General features: G+C 63.7%; 17 protein-coding genes. 10 read left to right on the forward strand and 7 right to left on the reverse strand.

Annotated features, from left to right (window positions below; translation table 11 throughout):
- Positions 1 to 4: 4 nt before the first annotated feature.
- The 4 genes from PQR42_RS08070 (at position 5) to PQR42_RS08085 (ending at position 3980) form a co-directional block, all read left to right on the forward strand.
- Positions 5 to 1642 (forward strand): MFS transporter, encoded by a 1638-nt coding sequence (locus tag PQR42_RS08070; protein ID WP_408383084.1) that lies wholly within the window; start codon positions 5 to 7, stop codon positions 1640 to 1642.
- Positions 1643 to 1759: 117 nt separating this feature from the next.
- On the forward strand, positions 1760 to 2374 hold the full coding sequence (locus tag PQR42_RS08075) for a TetR/AcrR family transcriptional regulator (protein ID WP_408493608.1): 615 nt from the start codon (positions 1760 to 1762) through the stop codon (positions 2372 to 2374).
- A 96-nt stretch (positions 2375 to 2470) separates the two neighbouring features.
- A complete protein-coding gene (locus PQR42_RS08080) occupies positions 2471 to 3697 on the forward strand; it encodes a YbfB/YjiJ family MFS transporter (protein ID WP_408204376.1) in 1227 nt (408 codons plus the stop codon).
- Between the two features lie 127 nt (positions 3698 to 3824).
- Positions 3825 to 3980, forward strand: a complete 156-nt coding sequence (locus PQR42_RS08085; RefSeq protein ID WP_408204375.1) for a DUF3309 family protein — start codon at positions 3825 to 3827, stop codon at positions 3978 to 3980.
- A 135-nt stretch (positions 3981 to 4115) separates the two neighbouring features.
- On the opposite strand, the gene PQR42_RS08090 is transcribed toward PQR42_RS08085, so the two are convergent.
- The 5 genes from PQR42_RS08090 to PQR42_RS08110 form a co-directional block, all read right to left on the reverse strand.
- On the reverse strand, positions 4116 to 5462 hold the full coding sequence (locus PQR42_RS08090) for a four-carbon acid sugar kinase family protein (RefSeq protein WP_408383080.1): 1347 nt from the start codon (positions 5460 to 5462) through the stop codon (positions 4116 to 4118).
- Positions 5463 to 5488: 26 nt separating this feature from the next.
- Positions 5489 to 6787 carry a ribulose-bisphosphate carboxylase large subunit family protein gene (locus tag PQR42_RS08095; protein WP_408204373.1) on the reverse strand — a complete coding sequence of 433 codons (1299 nt, stop codon included), beginning with the start codon at positions 6785 to 6787 and terminating at the stop codon, positions 5489 to 5491.
- Entirely contained in the window at positions 6784 to 7323 is a 540-nt protein-coding gene (locus PQR42_RS08100; RefSeq protein WP_408204372.1) for a VOC family protein, read from the reverse strand. The genes PQR42_RS08095 and PQR42_RS08100 overlap by 4 nt, the downstream gene beginning before the upstream one ends.
- 103 nt (positions 7324 to 7426) lie before the next feature.
- On the reverse strand, positions 7427 to 9313 hold the full coding sequence (locus PQR42_RS08105; protein ID WP_408204371.1) for a TRAP transporter large permease: 1887 nt from the start codon (positions 9311 to 9313) through the stop codon (positions 7427 to 7429).
- 62 nt (positions 9314 to 9375) lie between these two features.
- Positions 9376 to 10401, reverse strand: a complete 1026-nt coding sequence (locus PQR42_RS08110; protein ID WP_408204370.1) for a TRAP transporter substrate-binding protein — start codon at positions 10399 to 10401, stop codon at positions 9376 to 9378.
- A gap of 198 nt (positions 10402 to 10599) precedes the next feature.
- Between PQR42_RS08110 and PQR42_RS08115 the strand changes: the two genes are divergently transcribed.
- Positions 10600 to 11655: a LacI family DNA-binding transcriptional regulator gene (locus PQR42_RS08115; protein WP_408383078.1), complete on the forward strand. Its 1056-nt coding sequence runs from the start codon at positions 10600 to 10602 to the stop codon at positions 11653 to 11655.
- A gap of 502 nt (positions 11656 to 12157) precedes the next feature.
- Positions 12158 to 12526 (forward strand): hypothetical protein, encoded by a 369-nt coding sequence (locus PQR42_RS08120; RefSeq protein ID WP_408204368.1) that lies wholly within the window; start codon positions 12158 to 12160, stop codon positions 12524 to 12526.
- Between the two features lie 75 nt (positions 12527 to 12601).
- Here the strand turns inward: PQR42_RS08120 and PQR42_RS08125 are convergent, their stop codons facing one another.
- Entirely contained in the window at positions 12602 to 13222 is a 621-nt protein-coding gene (locus PQR42_RS08125; RefSeq protein ID WP_408383077.1) for a LysE family translocator, read from the reverse strand.
- Positions 13223 to 13615: 393 nt separating this feature from the next.
- On the opposite strand from PQR42_RS08125, the gene PQR42_RS08130 reads away from it, so the two are divergent.
- A complete protein-coding gene (locus PQR42_RS08130; protein ID WP_408177297.1) occupies positions 13616 to 14089 on the forward strand; it encodes an Lrp/AsnC family transcriptional regulator in 474 nt (157 codons plus the stop codon).
- A gap of 40 nt (positions 14090 to 14129) precedes the next feature.
- Here PQR42_RS08130 and PQR42_RS08135 read toward each other — a convergent pair whose 3' ends face one another.
- A complete protein-coding gene (locus PQR42_RS08135) occupies positions 14130 to 15359 on the reverse strand; it encodes a YbfB/YjiJ family MFS transporter (RefSeq protein ID WP_408383075.1) in 1230 nt (409 codons plus the stop codon).
- A 275-nt stretch (positions 15360 to 15634) separates the two neighbouring features.
- On the opposite strand from PQR42_RS08135, the gene PQR42_RS08140 reads away from it, so the two are divergent.
- From PQR42_RS08140 to PQR42_RS08150, 3 genes are all read left to right on the forward strand, one after another.
- Positions 15635 to 16300, forward strand: coding sequence for a nitroreductase family protein (locus PQR42_RS08140; protein ID WP_408383073.1), 666 nt, complete (start codon positions 15635 to 15637; stop codon positions 16298 to 16300).
- Between the two features lie 155 nt (positions 16301 to 16455).
- Positions 16456 to 16935 carry a hypothetical protein gene (locus tag PQR42_RS08145; protein WP_408204364.1) on the forward strand — a complete coding sequence of 160 codons (480 nt, stop codon included), beginning with the start codon at positions 16456 to 16458 and terminating at the stop codon, positions 16933 to 16935.
- A 12-nt stretch (positions 16936 to 16947) separates the two neighbouring features.
- Positions 16948 to 17799: a 4'-phosphopantetheinyl transferase family protein gene (locus PQR42_RS08150; protein ID WP_408383071.1), complete on the forward strand. Its 852-nt coding sequence runs from the start codon at positions 16948 to 16950 to the stop codon at positions 17797 to 17799.
- The last annotated feature ends 2 nt before the right edge of the window (positions 17800 to 17801 follow it).

A 17801-nucleotide genomic window follows, 5' to 3' on the forward strand; every position in this document is an offset into this window, starting at 1 on the left:
CGCCATGAGCGCCGGGCTCGCCGCGCCGCTTCCGAGCGGGCAACTGCTGCCGTTTCGCGAATCGCTGCTTGCGATGCTCGGCATCGCTTTCGTCGCGATGCTGGTGGCGCTGGATCAAACCATCGTCGGCACCGCGCTGCCGCGCATCGTCGCCGAACTGAAGGGCTTCGACCTGTACGCGTGGGTCGCGACGTCGTACATGCTCGCCTCCGTCATCACGATTCCCATCTTCGGGCGGCTGGGCGATCTGTTCGGCCGCAAGCGGTTTCTGATCGCCGCGATCCTGTTGTTCACCGGCGCTTCTGTGTTGTGCGGCTTTGCCAGCAGCATGTTGTTACTGGTGATTTCGCGCGGCCTGCAAGGGATCGGCGGTGGCATTCTGATCGGCACGGTGTTCGCCACCGTCGCCGATCTGTTTCCCAATCCGAAGCTGCGGCTGCGTTGGCTGGTGTTCGTCACGTCCGCCTTCGGCGTGTCCAACATGATCGGACCGACGCTCGGCGGAATGTTGACGCAGTACGGCGGCTGGCGGCTGGTGTTTTTCGTCAACGTGCCAATCGGACTCGTATCGCTGCTGTTCGTGCAGCGCTTTCTGCCGCCGCTGCTTCATCTACGGCGCAAGGGTCCCGTGCGACTCGACTGGCTCGGCGCGTTCGTGCTCGCGGTCACGTTCGGCTCACTGCAAGTCCTGATCGAACTGTTTCCGAGGCGCGGCATCGACACGACGACCATCGTGCTGACGATCGTAGCGGCGACTTGCGGGCTGATTCTCTGGCTATGGGAGCGGCGCATCGGCTATCCGATCGTGCCGGTGGACATGCTCATGGACCGCAAGCTCTCCGCGCTGTTCGCGATGTCGGTGCTCGGCGGCTTCGCGCTCTTTTCGCTGGTGTTTTATGTGCCGCTGCTGTTCCAGGGCGGCTACGCGATGTCCGCGCATGACTCGGGCATGCTGATCACGCCGCTGCTGCTCGGCACGACCGTGGGCAGCGTGCTCAACAATCGTATCGTCACACGGGTCCGCCGCGCGAACGGCATCATGTACGCTGGCTTTGCGCTGTCCGCGCTCGCATGTCTCAGCGTGGTCGTATTGCGGGGCACGGAACCGCATCTGGTGTGGGCGTCGTGCATGGGCATCAGCGGACTCGGCCTCGGCCTGGTGGCGACCAGCCTGACCGTCTGCTCGCAGCAGATCGTCGGGCGGGACCATGTCGGCGCGGCCACCGCGCTGCTGCAATCGCTGCGGACATTCGGCGGCATGCTCGGCACGGTGATGACCGGCGCGTTGCTCGGCCATCTCTATTCGCGCGGGGTGCATCGCTCGCTCGATTCCTATCAGGCGACGCAGTGGTTCAAATCCTTCGCCAGTCCCGAGCTGCTGGTGGATCGCGCGGAACAGGCCGCGCTGATCAATCGTCTGGTGAGTGCCGGCCAGTCAGGCGACGCCATGATGAGGTCCGCGCGCGAGGCGCTGGTGCAGTCGATTCACATCGGCATTCTGGTGGCCGGCGCCGCCGCGCTGATTGGCCTGTGCCTCGCCTGGTTCGTGCCACCCGTGCGGATCAGCTATCCGGAAGCCGAACTCGCACCGGATGGGCAACCGCCCGCCGAGCCCCTTCCACCGCACCGCAGCGCGCTTTAAGCGCGCCGCCGTCTGTCCTCGAATCTTCTTCTTGCGTTCTGTATCGGTCGATATATAATCGCGTTCTATATCGACTGATACACAATCGTCGTCAGCGACGCTGGAAGGACATTCACCATGGCAAGACCCCGCGGATTCGATGAACACGAGGTGCTGGAAGCCGCCAGCGCGGCCTTCTGGACGAAGGGCTATGAGGCGACCTCCACGCGCGATCTGGTCAAATCGACCGGCCTGACGCAGCCGAGCCTCTACAACGCGTTCGGCGACAAGCGCACGCTGTATGTGCGCGCGCTCGAGCATTATCTCGAGCACACGTTGCGCGAACGGATCAGGCGATTGGAACGGACCGTATCGCCGACTCTAGGCATCACGATGTTCTTCCACGAGATCCTCGAGCGAACGCTCGCCGATCCCGCGCAGCGCGGCTGCATGTTGGTGAACTCGGCGCTGGAAACCACATCGGAGGACGAAGCATTCCGTGCAATCGTCGCCACGGAATTCGCCGAAATCCGCGCGTTTTTTTACCGCCGCATGGTTGCGGCCAGCGAGAGCGGCGAAATCACCACCGTCGTTTCCGCCGATGACGCCGCCACTCATCTGCTGGCCACGTTGATCGGCGTTCGCGTTCTCGCGCGGGTCAATCCGCAACAGGCGCTGCTCATTGGCGCGATTGCGCCGGTTTTGCTGCTGCTCGGTTTGCCTGCCCTACCGGCGGCAGATAGCGACGTTTGAGCCACGCGCCTGACAGGGCGCACTCCTTCGCTTCCCTTTTTCCCACCGACATCCGGCAGCGCCGCTACCAACGCGCGCACCGGTAAAGGAACCGTCATGTCCGCTGCACCGATAACGTCCGACAATTCAGTCTCACTCGATGCCCGCGCGCTCTTTGCAACGCTCGCGGGATTGTCCGGCAGTCTCGTCGCCATCGGCCTCGCCCGCTTCGCGTACACGCCGTTGATTCCCTCGCTGATCCAGGCGCACTGGTTCACGTCGTCGCAAGCGGTGACGCTCGGCGCGGCGAACTTCGCCGGCTATCTGGTCGGCGCGTTGATCGGCCGTCCGCTCGCAGCGGCGCTGTCGAACCGCAGCGCGTTGCGCATGCTGATGGCGGTGGTGACGGCCGCCTTCTTCGCCTGCGCGTATCCGCTTTCGGTGAGCTGGTTTTTCACGTGGCGTTTGTTGTCGGGCATTTCCGGCGGCGCGATCATGGTACTGGTGGCGACGTCGATTCTTCCGCACATTCCGGCGCCGCGCCGTGGCTTCGTGAGCGGCATGATCTTTCTTGGACTCGGCTTGGGTATCGCGGCATCCGGCACGTTGATTCCGAAGCTGCTTCACCATGGTTTGCAAACCACGTGGATCGGTCTTGGCGTCGTGGCGCTGGTGCTGACCGCGGTGAGCTGGTTCGGCTGGCCTTCGGCGAATCCGCCCGCACCGGTCGTGCCGTCCGGCGCGCATCACGCGGTGCGTCCTCAAGGCTTGACGCTGCGCGTGCTGTACGCGCAATACGCGGCGAACGCCCTCGGCCTCGTACCGGCGATGGTGCTGCTCGTCGACTATGTCGCTCGCGGTCTGGGACGCGGCGCCGCAATCGGCGCGGATTACTGGGTGCTGTACGGCCTCGCTGCGATCGCCGGACCGGTGATCTGCGGCAACGTGGCCGATCGCATCGGCTTCGGCAAGGCGTATCGCGTCGGACTGCTTCTGCAAGCGGCCGCCGTCGCCATGCTCGCGTTTTCGGGCAACTCGCTCGTGCTGGCCGCCTCGACAGTGATTCTCGGCATCTTCACGCCAGGCATCGTGCCGCTCGTGCTCGGCCGCATTCATGAACTCGTGCCGCACGATCACACCGAACAGCGAGCCGCATGGAGTCGCGCGACGACGGCCTTCGCGCTCTTCCAGGCGCTCGGCGGCTACGGGTACTCGTACCTTTTCTCGCATACGCATAACGACTACGCGTTGATTTTCACTTGTGGAGCGGTGGCGCTGAGTATCGCCTTCGTCGCTGATCTGCTTGCGTCGCGCATCGGCGCCGCACGCCACAGCGCTGTCTAGTTGGTCTAAAACATTTTCAGATTCGGCTTTTCGCCTCGGGCACGCGGCTTGCTCATCCATAACACCGGTACTGCCTTTCGCAGCTGTCGTGAGGGCAAGTCCTATCAACCAGGCGGAGGTCATTCATATGTTGGGAACTATTCTTCTAGTTGTGTTGATTCTTCTGCTAATCGGCGCGCTCCCGTCGTGGCCGCACAGCCGTTCGTGGGGCTACGGTCCTACCGGCGGTCTCGGCCTCGTGGTGATCGTGGTGATCGTGCTGCTGGTCGTCGGCGTCATATAGACGCCGCGTTCTCGCAGCACCCGTTCGATCGTTGAAATCAGGTCGGCCGCCGGATATCGGTGCAGTTCGCTGCATGGATATCCGGCGGCCTTGCTATGTCGATGGTCGGCTGTATCCAGGTTTCGCCGACAACGGTTAAGCGTTGCCTTCGAGCAATTGCTCGAACAAATCCGCATCGCCCATTTGCCCGCCTTTCAGCATGATCTCCATGCCGTCGAGTTCCGCGGGATCGGCATGGAGACGACATACGGTAACGCCTGCCGACAATGGCGCGAGATACGACAGTCCCCACGCGCCGAGCGCGCGCACGGCAAAACTCGACGTGTCGCCACCTGCAATACCGATACGATGCAAGCGCACAGCGCCGAGCACCTGTTGCAACAGTGACGCACAGGCGTGCGCGAGTTGCGGCAGCGCGCCGCCTTCACTCGACGCGCGGCGCGTCGTGAAGGCGAGCACGTTGCGCCCGTCGCGCAAGGGTCCGGCTATTGCGGCCACGCGTTCCGCCAAGTAGTCGGAGCCTGCGTCGCCAGTCATTTTCAGCGGGTCCAGTTCCACACGCAGATAGGACTGCGCGGCGCCGATCTGCACCTCGGTCAATGGCGAGAGACTGCCCGCCAGCACGAATACCGGGCCACGCGCCGGAGCCAGCGGTGGCGTGGTTCGCGGTTCCCCGGCGGCATCTTTAACGCGGTTGTCATGCGCCAACGCATAAGCCTGCGCGACGCTGCTCGCACCGACCGCGAGCAATGGCGCCGACGCCGCGGCATGACGCGCGATCACGCGGCCAATCGCTTGCAGATGCGATTCGTCGAGCACGTCGAACAACACGGCGTCGGGTTTCGAATCGAGCCGTTGCTGCACTTGCGCTTGAAGTTCGGCGTCGCCGTGCGCGTAGCAGCGCCAGTCAATCGATTGCACATTCTTCACACCTTGGCACTGAAAATGGACACGCAAGTCCGCTTCGTTCATCGGCGTGACGGGATGGCGGCTCATCGTCGGATGACGGTCGATGCGATAGATCGACTGCGCGCTATCGTCCGCGCCGGCTGCTGCGAACAGTTCACCGAACACGCAATAGCGCCGCAGATTCGGCTGCCCGCCGACCACCGCGACGAGTTCGCTCGCGCAGTACGCGCGCAAAGTTCGGATCGCCACGCCGATGCTGCCGGTTTCCGGTGCGCTATCGAACGTCGAGCACACTTTGTAGTGCATCACGCGCACGTCGAGCGCGGCGAACGCGGCGCCAACACGCTCGAGTTCCTGCCGCTGCGCAGCGGGCGCCATGGTTCGCGCGGCGCCTGCCACGCCGATTGCGTCGAGCCGACCGAGCATCGAAAGACGCGCGGCATCCGGCGGTGCGAAGAACAGCATGGTGCGCAAATTGGCGCGGGCGAGATGGGCCAGCGTGTCGGTTGCGCCGGTAAAGTCGTCGCCGTAGAAAGCGTAGGCTGGACCGTTGCCGTTGGTTTCGTCGCTCATGTTTTGTTCCGTGTCGCCTGAAGCGTTCACGTGCGGCTGCCGAAAAAGGCCAAGGCGCGCCGCAGTTCCGGCATGTGCTTGGCGTACACCGGCAGCGGCGTACCCGCCTGCACCGCCGCCCAAGCCTGGCGCACACTCGTGACGCCCGCCGCAGGACCGTCCGGATGCGCGAGAATGCCGCCGCCGGACATGAACAGCAGGTCGGTGGAGCGCACGGCGTCGAATGTCGCTTGCACGGTGCCGGCCCATTGCCCTGATGAAAACGCCGGCAGTACGGCATCGTCGCAACCGGCGGCGAGCGGCGTCGCGCAATCGCGGGCCGACTCGATCACTTCGGCGTCGCTCTGCGCGAATTTGCCGGCGAGGCCATGCACGTGCATATGATCGACCCCGCTCAAACGCCAGAGCGTCTGATACGCCTGAAACGACATGCCCAACGCCGGATCGCGCGACATCATGCCGTAGCCGTTGCGGTGCGCGTGGAGCACGAGCGGCGTCGCGCGGCGCAGCGTCTGGATCGCGGAAAAGCCGCACCAGTTGATACTCGCCATCACGCAACTGCCGCCCTCGCGTTCGACCAGTTCCGCGTGACGACGCATGGCGTCGAGATCATCGGTGATATTGAACGCGACCATCACAGGACGACCACTGCGTTCACGGTAGCGGCGCACTTCGGCCATCACCGCCCGCACACGCTCCGCCAGCGGCGCATGTGCGGGATTCGCGCACACCTCGTCGTCCTTGATGAAATCGACGCCTGCTTCGCACAGATCGCGCACCAGCGCCGCCGTTTCCGCCGCGCTCAGGCCGACGTTCGGCTTGATGATGGTGCCGATCATCGGCCGATCCTTCACGTCCATCAGCGCGCGCGTGCCGGCCACGCCATGACGCGGTAATTCGAACCGCGCACGGTACGAAGCCGGCAAGCGTAACGACAGCAGCCGCATGCCGGTCACTTCGCCGAGATCGTACAGATTGCCGGCGACGGTCGCAGCCAGTGTGGGCAGATTCGCGTCGATATTGGCGAGCGGAAACGACAGCGTGATGCGCGCACGCCGCCACGGCCCGGGTGTGCCTTGACGCTCGAGCCATGCGTTCGGCAGGCTGGGCCGTGCCGCGGCCTCCAGTTCCTCGACGCGCAGCACGCTCGCGCGACTGCGCGCGCGCAGCGCATCGGATTCGTTAGCGACGCGCACGAAAGTCCCGCTCGACTGCTCGCCGGCCATGACGTCGGCGACGCGCGCGGGATCGAGCGGCGTCTCGATCAGATAGTCGGCCTCGAGCGTATCGTCGTCGACGGCGCGCGGTTGCAGCGTCTCGCTCATAGCGTGCCCAGATCGGGAAAGCGGCGCACCGGCTCGCGGCCGTCCCAATCGCGCGACGCCGCGTAGATCATGTCGAAGAGTTTGCCTTTCGGCCCGGCAATCTCGGACAACTCGATCACCGTACCGGGATGATTTTCCGTATCGAAGTAGACGAAGCGCCCGTTGCGCCCCACTTCGCCGCTCATCGCGACTTTGAAACCCTGCTCCTGCAGACGCGCGAGATCCGCGTCGAACGAAGTGGTCCAGTACGCGTTGTGCTGCAAGCCGGTATGGCCCGCCGCGAGAAAGTCGCGATACATCGAGGGCGCGTCGTTGCGTGTCTGGATCAGTTCGACCTGCAACGGTCCCGAGTTCGCCAGCGCCACCGAGTTATGTACCTCATACGATTGCCCACGATATGTGTAGTTCTCGATCGGCACGCGTTCGTTGTAGAACCACGGACCCACGCCGAGCACGCGGCTCCAGTAGTCCATCGCGGCCTCGATGTCCTGGACCACGTAGCCTGCCTGCCGGATTTCGCCAAAGAAACGACTCATGAAACTCTCCCGATGCTGCGGGGTTGAAAGACGAGCGACGCCCCGGCGCGGCGAAGACGCAGCGCCCGAAGGTCGAACCTGTTAATAAACTTGAGAGACCTGCTTAGAGAAACCCGATCGAAATCCAGGGAATCGCCGCGACCACGATCAGACCGACGATCAATGCGCCCATGTAGCCGACAATCGGACGAATGCCCGCGTCGGGATTGACCTTGCTGATCGCGCACGCCGAGTAGTAGCCGACACCGAACGGCGGCGAGAAGAGGCCCACGCCCATCGAAAGAATCACGACGATCGCGTAATGCACTTCATGCACGCCCGCAAGCCGCGCGATGGGAAACAACAGCGGCCCGAACAGAACAATCGCGGGAATCCCCTCGAGCACGCTGCCGAGCATCACGAACACGACGATCGACACCGCGAGAAAACCGTAAGCGCCGCCGGGCATCGCGCCCATGAGTTGCGCGAGGTCCTGCGAAAAGCCGGATTGCGTGAGCGCCCAAGCCATCGCCGTGGCGCAGCCGATGATGAAAAGAATCGCACCGGACAACGTCGCCGCATCCACCAGCATGCGGCCGAGCCGCCGCCACTCGAAGCGGCGATACACCAGCAGGCCGATCAGCATCGAATAAGCGATGCCGATGGTCGACACCTCCGTCGCTGTCGCCACGCCTTCGACCACCGCCATGCGAATCACGAACGGCAACGCCAGCGCCGGCAGCGACACAATGAACAGACGGCCGATCTGCCGCTTGCTGAAACGCTGCGCGCCGCTCAGGTCTTCCTTGCGATAGCGCCACCACACCACCACGCACAGGATCAGCGCGAGCACCGCGCCCGGCAGCATGCCTGCGGTGAAGAGCGCGGATATCGACAGACCCGTCACCGAACCGATCGTGATCAGCACGATGCTCGGCGGAATGGTTTCGCTTTGCGCACCGGTCGTGGCGAGCAGCGCCACCAGATCGCCTTCGGACGCGCCGCGTTTTTTCATCTCCGGAAAAAGCACTGGCGCGATGGCCGCCATGTCCGCCACTTTCGAACCGGAGATGCCCGATACCAGATACATGGCGCCGATCAATACGAACGACAGCCCGCCATGCACATGACCGACGAGGCTCGCGAGAAACTCGATCATGGCGCGGGCCATGCCGGTCATTTCGATCAGCAAGCCGAGGAACACGAAGAGCGGCACGGCGAGCAGCACGAGATGCGACATGCCTTCGTCCATACGACCGACCACGACTTCGAGTGGCGTAAAGGTCGAGAGGCCCAGATAACCGAACGTGGCGAGGGCAAATGAAAATCCGATGGGCACGCCCGAAAAAATCCCGATCGCCACCACGCCGACGAAAAAAATCACGAGATTGGTTTTGCCGAGCGTTTGAAACCACGGTCCGGCGTACACAGCTATCGCGGCCAGCACAGCGGTAATCGCGAGCACGATCACGACGTCGCGCACGCGGCTCACCTGGGCAAGACGGATCAGCCCGACCAGCAGCATGAGCGCCGCGCCGATCGGCAAGGCGAGCGCGCGCCACGCGTTGCTGATCTGCAGGGCGGGCGTCACGATCGCGGCCTCGCCGGAGGCATAGTCGTACGCGGGGGCGATCAGCAGCGCGAGCAACGCGATCGACGCAGCGATCGCCAGCGTATCGACGAATGCGCGCCGCTGCGGCGACAGGCGGCTGACCAGCGCCGTCATCCGCATATGTTCACCGCGCCGCAACGCGAGCACCGCGCCGAGCATGGCGAGCCACAGGAACAGAATGCCGGCCAGTTCATCCGACCAAACAAGCGGCTGATGCAGCGCGTAGCGGCACACCACGCCCGCGAGCATCACGACGATTTCCATGGCGAGCAGCGCCGCCGCGCACACTTCGACGAGCGCGATCAGACCGCGATCGAAACTCCTCAGCCAGCGGCGCGGCATGCTCGCTGCATGCAACGGCACGCCCGCGTCCGCCGGATTCAATGCGTGATTCGACATCCTGCTGTCTCCTCGCGGCGGCTCGCCGCGCTTCGTCTCAGGCTCACCCGTATGCAGCACGGTCAGGCCAGCTTGCCGACCGATTGTTCGAGCAGGTCCCACGCCTGATTGCCGAACTTGCTCTTCCATTCGGCGTAGAAACCCGCCTGGCGCAGCGCCGCGCGAAACGTGTCCGGCGCGGGACGGTTGATCGAGAGACCCTTGCTTTGCAGATCCGCGACCGCCGCGTCGTTCAGCTTGCGCACGTCTTCACGTTGCTTGAGCGCCGACTGGTTGAATGCATCGCTGGCAATGCCCTGCAGATCCTTCGGCAAGCGCTGCCACGCGCGCGGGTTCAGCACGAACCAGTAGCCGTCCCACATGTGATTGGTGAGCGAACAATACTTCTGCACTTCGTAGAGCTTCGCGACCTGCACGATCGGCAGCGGGTTTTCCTGCGCATCGACGATATGCGTTTGCAGCGACGAATAGACCTCGCTGAATTGCAGGCTGGTCGGCGAAGCGCCGAGTCCCTTGAACATATCGATGCTGAGCGGACTCACCGGCACGCGAATCTTCAGACCGCGCATGTTCTGTGCGCTCGTGATCGCGCCGGTGCTGGTCGTCGTCTGACGAAAACCGTTGTCCCACATCTTTTCGAACGATTCGAGGCCGGCCTTCTGCATTGCGGCCCGCACGTAGGCACCGAGCTTGCCGTCCATCGCGCTCCACACCTGGTTGTAGTCGCTGAACGCAAAGCCCACCGCGTTGATCGCGACCGATGGCGCGAGCGTCGACACCACCAGCGCCGACGGCGTGAACATCTCGATGCCGCCGCTGCGCACCTGGGCGAGCATGTCGGTATCGCCGCCCAACTGGTTGTTAGGGAATATCCGGATCTCCATGCGCCCTTTCGACGCCTCTTTGATCTGATTGGCCGCTTCCTGCGAGCGCACGTTCAGCGGATGCGTGAGCGGCAGGTTGTTGCCGTACTTGAACACGAACTCCGGGCCGGACGCCGCGCGCACGATCGCCGGAAAGCCCAGTGCGCCGGCTACCGGCACAGCGGCCGCCGCACGCAGTACGGTGCGTCTCGCGAGGTTGGTCATTTGAGCGTCTCCTTGCTTATAATTGATGTGACTATCGAATCCATCAAAAACCATCATCGCCCGCTCGCTACGCCTTGATTTCCAGTCGCCGGTGTTGAGTCGTCGCGTGATAGCTGCAAGACTAGGCGTGCGCGGTAAGCGCTGTCAAACCGCGAACTTGATGTTTTTTGATGGACTTCCCTTCTGTGAAGGACTGCCATGTCCGAAACGGTTCACCTCTCCGCCGCCGCGCGCGCTCGCATTCCCGACATTGCGCGCGCCGCCGGTGTTTCGACCGCCACGGTGGATCGTGTCCTCAATGGCCGCGAGGGCGTGCGCGCCGTGACGGCGCAACGCGTGCTGCAAGCGGCCGCCCAACTCGGCTATCTGCTCACGCCAGAGGCGCCCGTCGTGCCCGCCTCGAAGCCGATGCGCATCGCGTTCCTGCTGCCCGCCGGCACCAATCGCTACTTGCATATGCTCGGCGACTACATCGACTTCGCACACGATCAGTGGAACGCGTTGGACATGAAGTGCCGCGTGCACTACGTCGAGAGTTTCAACCCCAAGGAACTGGCCGACCGTCTGTTGCATTACGGCCAGCGCGCGGATGGTGTGGTGTTCATGGCGCTCGAACATCCTGTGGTGCGCGACGCCGTGAATGCGTTGGCGGACCAGGGCGTGCCGGCCATCACGCTGATTTCGGATTTATCGAATGCGCGGCGGCTGGCTTATGTGGGTATCGACAATCGTTCGGCGGGACGCACGGCGGCGTTGCTGCTCGGGCGCTTCATGGGCCCCCGGCCGAGCGGGAAGATCGCCATGCTCGCGGGCAGCCTCAACTATCGCGGGCATGAGGAACGCGAGATCGGTTTTCTGCATTTGATCGAATCGACGTTTCCACAAGTGCGCGTGATCGGCTTGCGCGAGGGACACGACGATAGCGAACGCAACTATATGCAGACGCGCAAGCTGTTGGAGCAGCATCCCGATCTTGCCGGCATTTACAACAGCGGCGGCGGATCGGATGGCGTGGCGCGCGCGATTGTCGAGGCGCGTTCAGAGCAGAAGATTCTGTTCGTCGGGCATGGCTTGACGCCTGATACGCGAGCGTTGCTGATCGACGGCACCATGGATGCGTTGATCACGCAAACGCCGCAAGCCATGGTGGGAAATTGTCTGCGAATTTTCCGCAACGTGCGCGAGAAGCGTGACGCGATGAGGGACGTGAAGCCAGTGCAATTCAGCATCGTTCTGCGGGAGAATTTGCCTTGAAATTGCCGTCGTGGCGTCGATCCAGGCTTGCATGGGGTGATGGTCGGTGCGGTGCCCGGAAGCATCGCGCAGGCACCGCTGGCCCGAAAAGACACGTCAGGCACGCCGGATGCTGAATCACTTTCGTATTCAAACCTCTATACGAAAGGAGATCACATCATGCCTTACCTTCTCGGCTGGTTGCTTGGCGTCCCGTTGATCGTACTGGTCATCCTGTACCTCATCTTCCATTAATCCGTTGACACCTGCTGGTTTGCACAGTTGATCCGAGGTTCGCTGTACTGCGCCGCAGCCCCACGCGGCTACAGCGCGAAAGGCGACGCCAGCGTCCGGGCGTCGCCTTTCGCGCGTCCATTCGAGGCTCGCGTGCCGACGCATCGACGCACCTCTCTTTCCGCTTGCGCTGCGAGGAATGGCGCGTAAAACTAACCTTCCCTAGTCCGCGCAAAATGCCATATCTGCACACGTACGCTCAGAATGCGTGCGAGGCAAGGAGGGACCGATGGCCAGCAACGAGTACACGCTGTCACACCAGGACGTGGTGAAAGCCGTCATTATTCATCAGGATATTCACGAGGGTTTCTGGACGCTGAACATTAATTTCGACGTCGCCGCCAGCCACGGTCCGCAACTGCCCGACCCCTGCCTCGCCGTGACGATCAAGGGCATCGGCATCATGCGCGCGTCGCCTGCCGATCCGTTCGCGATCGACGCGGCACTCGTCAATCCGCCGGCTCAGCATGTCGAGGGAACGGTACACATCGCGGCGGCTGTCAACGGTGCGCATCAAAGCGGCATGCAATTTTGCCGCGACGTCTATCGCAATGTCGCGGTACAGAGCGCGGTCAAAGCGCCTACCAAACCAAGTTGATCGAGGAGCCACGCGTCGCTTTCAATTCGAGGCGACGCGTGGTGTGGTGTTCGCCGCGCGATGCAGTTGACGCGCTCAGCGCACCGCCGCCATCAGCGCGCCCATGCCGACCAGCACACTACCCATCAAACGATTCACGGCGCGCAGCCGCTTCGGCCGTTGTAAAACGGTGCGCAAGCGGTGCGAGAAAATTGCCGTCGACGCCACGCCCAACCCAAACACGAATGCAAATGTCGCGGCCAACAAAACATATTGCTGATTCGCGGACCAATGCGCCTCATCCGAAGGAGCGCTAATGAACTGCGGAAAGAACGATGGAAAAAACAGCAGCGTCTTCGGGTTCAGTCCCGAGGTGGCGAAGCCGCGCCAGAACAGACTTCGTTGCTGAGCGTCGGTGGCCGGCGTCGGGAGACTTCCGCTGCGCCATTGCTTGCAACCGAGATACACCAGGTAGATCGCGCCTGCCCAGCGCAGCGCGGTCAATGCGCGCTCGTCGATCAGCAACAGCGAGTTCAGGCACAACGCGGTAAAGAGCAGTTGCAGAAGCACCGCACAGGTGCCGCCCCACACGCAGGGCAGCGCGGCGCGCCAACCTGCGCTGAGCGAGTGACTCATCGTCAGCACATTGACGGGACCGGGAGAATAGACCAGGACTAGAGAAGCAAGAAGAAAAGAAACGTACAACTGGATCGACATCGGCGGGCGTGTGGTTGCGGCATGCCTGTACGCGCCGCCGCTATCCGCGCGGGTCGAGGAGCCCGGTCGGGCGGACGATCATGCTGGCAAGCATTCGGTTAGGAACATGCGTCCATGCCCGGCGAGCGCGTCTTACGGCGCTGGTGGCGCCGCAATTCGCCCGCGTGCTGCCTTCCTGTGAAGACAGCGAGACACCGGATGGCAGCTTGTGGCCGCGCTAGGCAGCGGGCGCGAGGCCCGCAGCCCGGACGGTTGTCCCGGGCATGAATGCACCCTGAAAATATACCGGGACGCAGGCTGGATAGGCTTCTTAAAGCAATGAGCTTCCCACGCGATGTCAGGACAATCTTCCTTTAGAATGTAATTTTCCAGAACAAGCTTCCCGTGACGCCCATGACCACCCGAAATCGCCCGCTCGACAACCAGGATCGCAAGATCATGCGCGAGTTGCAAAAGAACGCGCGGCTGAGCAATGCCGAACTGGCGGAACTGGTCGGCATGTCGACCACCGCGTGCTGGAATCGCACGCGTCAGTTGGAAACGGAAGGGTATATCCGCGGCTACGTCGCGCTGCTCGATCAGCAGAAGCTCGGCTTCGCGGACATCGTCCTGCTCGAAGTGACGCTGGACCGTCACGACGACGACGCCCTCGCCCGCTTCGGCGCCGAGTTGGCGACGCTGACCGAAGTGCTGGAGGCGTATCTCGTGTCGGGCGACTACGACTATCTGGTGAAGGTGGCGGTCGACGGCACGGCGGGCTACGAGCGGTTTCTGCGCGAGAAGCTCTACAAGATCGCCGGCATCCGGCATAGCCGCTCGATGTTCGCCTTGCGTTGCATGAAGAGCATCCCGTCCGTGCAGGTGTGAGAAGCGTGAAGCGCACTTGCCTGAATGCGCGGACTCACATTCAGCGCAACGCCTTCTGACACGCCGCCAGCACCGCGCCCGCCGCGAGCAGCAGCGCGGAATACACGAGCCCGCGCGCGAGACCCGCGCCGTCCGAGACCCAGCCGATCACCATCGGTCCGACTATTTGCCCGAACGCAAACACGATCGTGAACGCACTGATGCCTTTGGCCCAATGACTCGCGGGCAGATTGTGGCGCACGAAAGCCGTGGTCGACGCCACGGCGGAGAGAAACGTCGCGCCGAACAGCACGCCGGACACGAACGCCACCCACGGTTGCGTAAACAATGCGGGCAGCAGCGTCGCGACCGCGAGCAAAGCGTTGAGCACCGCGAGCGCCTGGCCGCCGCGCATGCGATCGAGCAACCCCGACCACACACGCGCCGAGACCACGGTCGCCACGCCGAGCAGCAGATAAAAGCACGTGACGACAGCCGCGCTCATGCCCGCATTACGCAGCAACGCCACGATGAACGTCATGTAGCCGATATAGCCGACGCCGAACAAACCGTAGCCGGCCAGCGCGAGACTGAATCGCGGCCAACGGGGTGCATCGACGGCGGCTTGTGATTGCGTGGCCGACGACGTTGTCGCGTGCACGCTCTCGATTTTTCGCGCGGCGCCGATGGCCACTGCGGCGAGTACCGCGCAAGCGAGCGCGAGGGCGAACCACGCAAACTGCCAGCCGTGTGGGACGTTGAAGATAGTCAGCGGCACCAGCACCGACGACGCCACGATGCCCCATCCCGTGCCGCCGTAATACAAGCCGAGGACAAGTCCCGCGTCGTGCGGCCTCGCCGAGGCAAGCCGCGCCGCCAACACGCCGCCGCTGATAAAAACCGCCGCGCTGCTCACGCCGGTGATCACGCGCAACACGAGCAACGAGTCCGTGTCGGCAAGCAGACCGCTGACGGCCATCAGTAGCGCGGTCGCCACGCAACCGCCGCTGAACAATGCGCCGGCCGGCCAGCGGCGCGCGAGGCGCGGAAAAGCCAGCGCGCCGAGCAGATAGCCCAGCGCGTTGGCCGTATTCATCGCGCCGGCTTGCGCGAAACTCCAGCCGAGGTCGAGTTTCATCGACGGCAACAGCAGCGCGTACGCGAAGCGGGCAAGCCCGAGCGCGATCGCGCTACCCAGCGACAGGGCCGCGGCGAGCATCAGCGTCGGGAGGCGTTGCGCCGCTTCGGTGGCCTTGGAAGTCGATGCGGCGTCGAGTGTTTTTATCGGCATGGGGCAAGCGAAAGTGGGCAAGGAGGCTGCAAGACGCTTTTGCCAGAAAGACTGACATTCGGCACTTCGCCATCATATCCGTGGGCGCCGGGCGCGGCTGACCGTTAGTTGCGTTAATGACTTACCCCTCGCCTGCTCAAGCTGCCCGCGCTTCGCGCCGAGCGCCGGGCAGGCGCCTAACCAATCGACGAACATCTTTTCTAAATGCGAATGATTTGCATTTACTAGCAAATTAGCTCATTATTCAGCTCATACCATCAGCCGAACCCGAAATCATGACGACGCTAGACCTCAGCCGCCCCGAAATCGAAAACCAGCGCCCGGCGGCGGCAAAGCCTGCCACCGGCGCCGGGCCGAATGCTTCGGCGGCGCTCGAAGTCCTGCTGTCGCGTCAATCGCAATGGCCCCTGACCGAGCCCGGTCCGGCCGATGCCGAACTCGACCTGATCTTCGACGCCGCCTTGCGCGCACCCGATCACGGCAATCTGCGTCCCTGGCGCTTCGTGACGATTCGCGGCGACGCGCGCGGCCCACTCGGCGACGTGCTGGTTGACCTCGCCTGCGCCCGCTCGCCGGACGAACCGCGTTCGGCACATGCGCATCGCCGGCAGAAGGCATTCGCCGCGCCGCTGGTGATCGCGCTCGGCGCGGCGATTTCGGCGCATCCGAAGGTGCCCGAAATCGAGCAATTGCTGGCTGCCGGCGCGGCGGCGATGAACATGCTCAACGCGATCCACGCGCTCGGTTATGGCGGCTTCTGGTCCACCGGACCGGACAGTTATGAAGCGCGTCTGCACGACGCATTGGGCTTCGCGCCGAACGAGCGCCTGCTCGGCTTCCTCTTTGTCGGCACGCCGAAAACGCCGGGGCAAGCACCGGCGCGTCCGGCGCGCGGCGCGCACGTGCGCGAGTGGCAGCCGCCGCAGCCGGCTCAACGCTGAGGCAAGCGCCAGTAACGGCACCAGACACATAAGCACCCGACGCAGGCTCTGCGTCATCGCCCATCCGTCGCACGCGACAAGCGCTGGCCTGCGACGCGGCACCCGTCCCATCCGGCCGGCGCGATTCATTGGACCGTGTCCATCCAGGAGCATCGATGAACTTTCGCTCTCAACACAGCAGCCGCCCGGAACTGATCGACGATCATCCGACCGATACCGCCGACGCGCCCGACCGCACCGTCCTGAGCGCCGTTCGCACGTGGCTGCGGCCCGCTTGCGAAACGGCGCGCGGCGGCGTGCACTGGCGCGACATTCTCAGCGGTGTCGGTCTGCGACAGGACGGCATCGAGCACTTCGATCTGCTGATGCGTTCGCTGATGCACGTGTCGTATCGACCGCTCGATATGCGCTGCCGCTGCGCCAGCGATCTCGGCAAGGACGAAGCCGTGATCCTGCAGACCATCGCGCTGCTGCAAAAAACGCATAGCGGTGCCGCGTTACGCATGTTGAACGAATGGCTGCCCGCGCCCGCGGTAAGTGGCGTCCTGAAGCTGATTCGCTGGTTCGCCATCGATCTGCTCGACGCCGGTGTGGAACTCGACGTGCAAGCCCGGCGCGTCACGTACATGCATTGAGGAAGCAGGCCTATGCCCTTGGAACTGGACCAGGCTTGCCCGGCGACTTCGCGTGTGCGCGACGGCGGCGAGCCGCGCGAAGTCGCCGCTGAACGCAGTGCTGGCGAACATGCCGTGCAGCCCGTCCGCATCGCACCCACTATTGCCGTCGCGGCCGCACCCGCATTCCTAGCCCATCCGCTGACACGCAGCTATCCGCACAACGTCGCCGCGCCGCGCGCAGGCGAGTTGCATCTTTGGCGGTTCCGCTGCGAATGGCTGCCGGTACCGGTGCAGGAAGGCGATAGCTGGCTGTCGAAGAGCGAACGCGAGCGCGCGCGGCTGCATCCGAACGCCGCGTTGCGCAAACGCTTTATCAGTGCACGCGTGGTGGCGCGCTGGATCGTTGGGAATCTGTTCGACTGCGAGCCGCAAGCCGTCGAACTGCAAGACGACGGCAACGAGAAACTGCGGGCGCGTCATCCTCGCGACGGCCGCGGCATCACGATCGATATTGCGTACGGTGGCATCTGGATCGTGATCGGCGTGGCGTCGGCGACGCTAGGATTGAGCGTCGTCGTGCCTTCGCCAGGCGCGTCGCCCGACGAGGCGCCGGAAGCCTCGCGCCGCCGCGCTCGCTATGGCAGTCTTTGCAATGCGCTGCGTTACGCGCCCGTCGATATCGATGTCGAACTGCTGTTCAGCCACACCGCAACCGGCGCGTTCGATCTCGCGGAACACGGCCGCTGGCATGTGCTCGATGTACCGATGGCCGGCAAGATTCACGCTGCGGTCGCGCTTGCGCAGCCGGCCATGCAGCCACTCACACAAGTGCATGCGTTCGGCTGGCCGAAGGCTTTGACGTTTGGGCACGCCAACGCTTAGCG

This window comes from Paraburkholderia sediminicola (genome assembly GCF_046027355.1).
In the GTDB taxonomy this organism is placed as follows: domain Bacteria; phylum Pseudomonadota; class Gammaproteobacteria; order Burkholderiales; family Burkholderiaceae; genus Paraburkholderia; species Paraburkholderia sediminicola_B.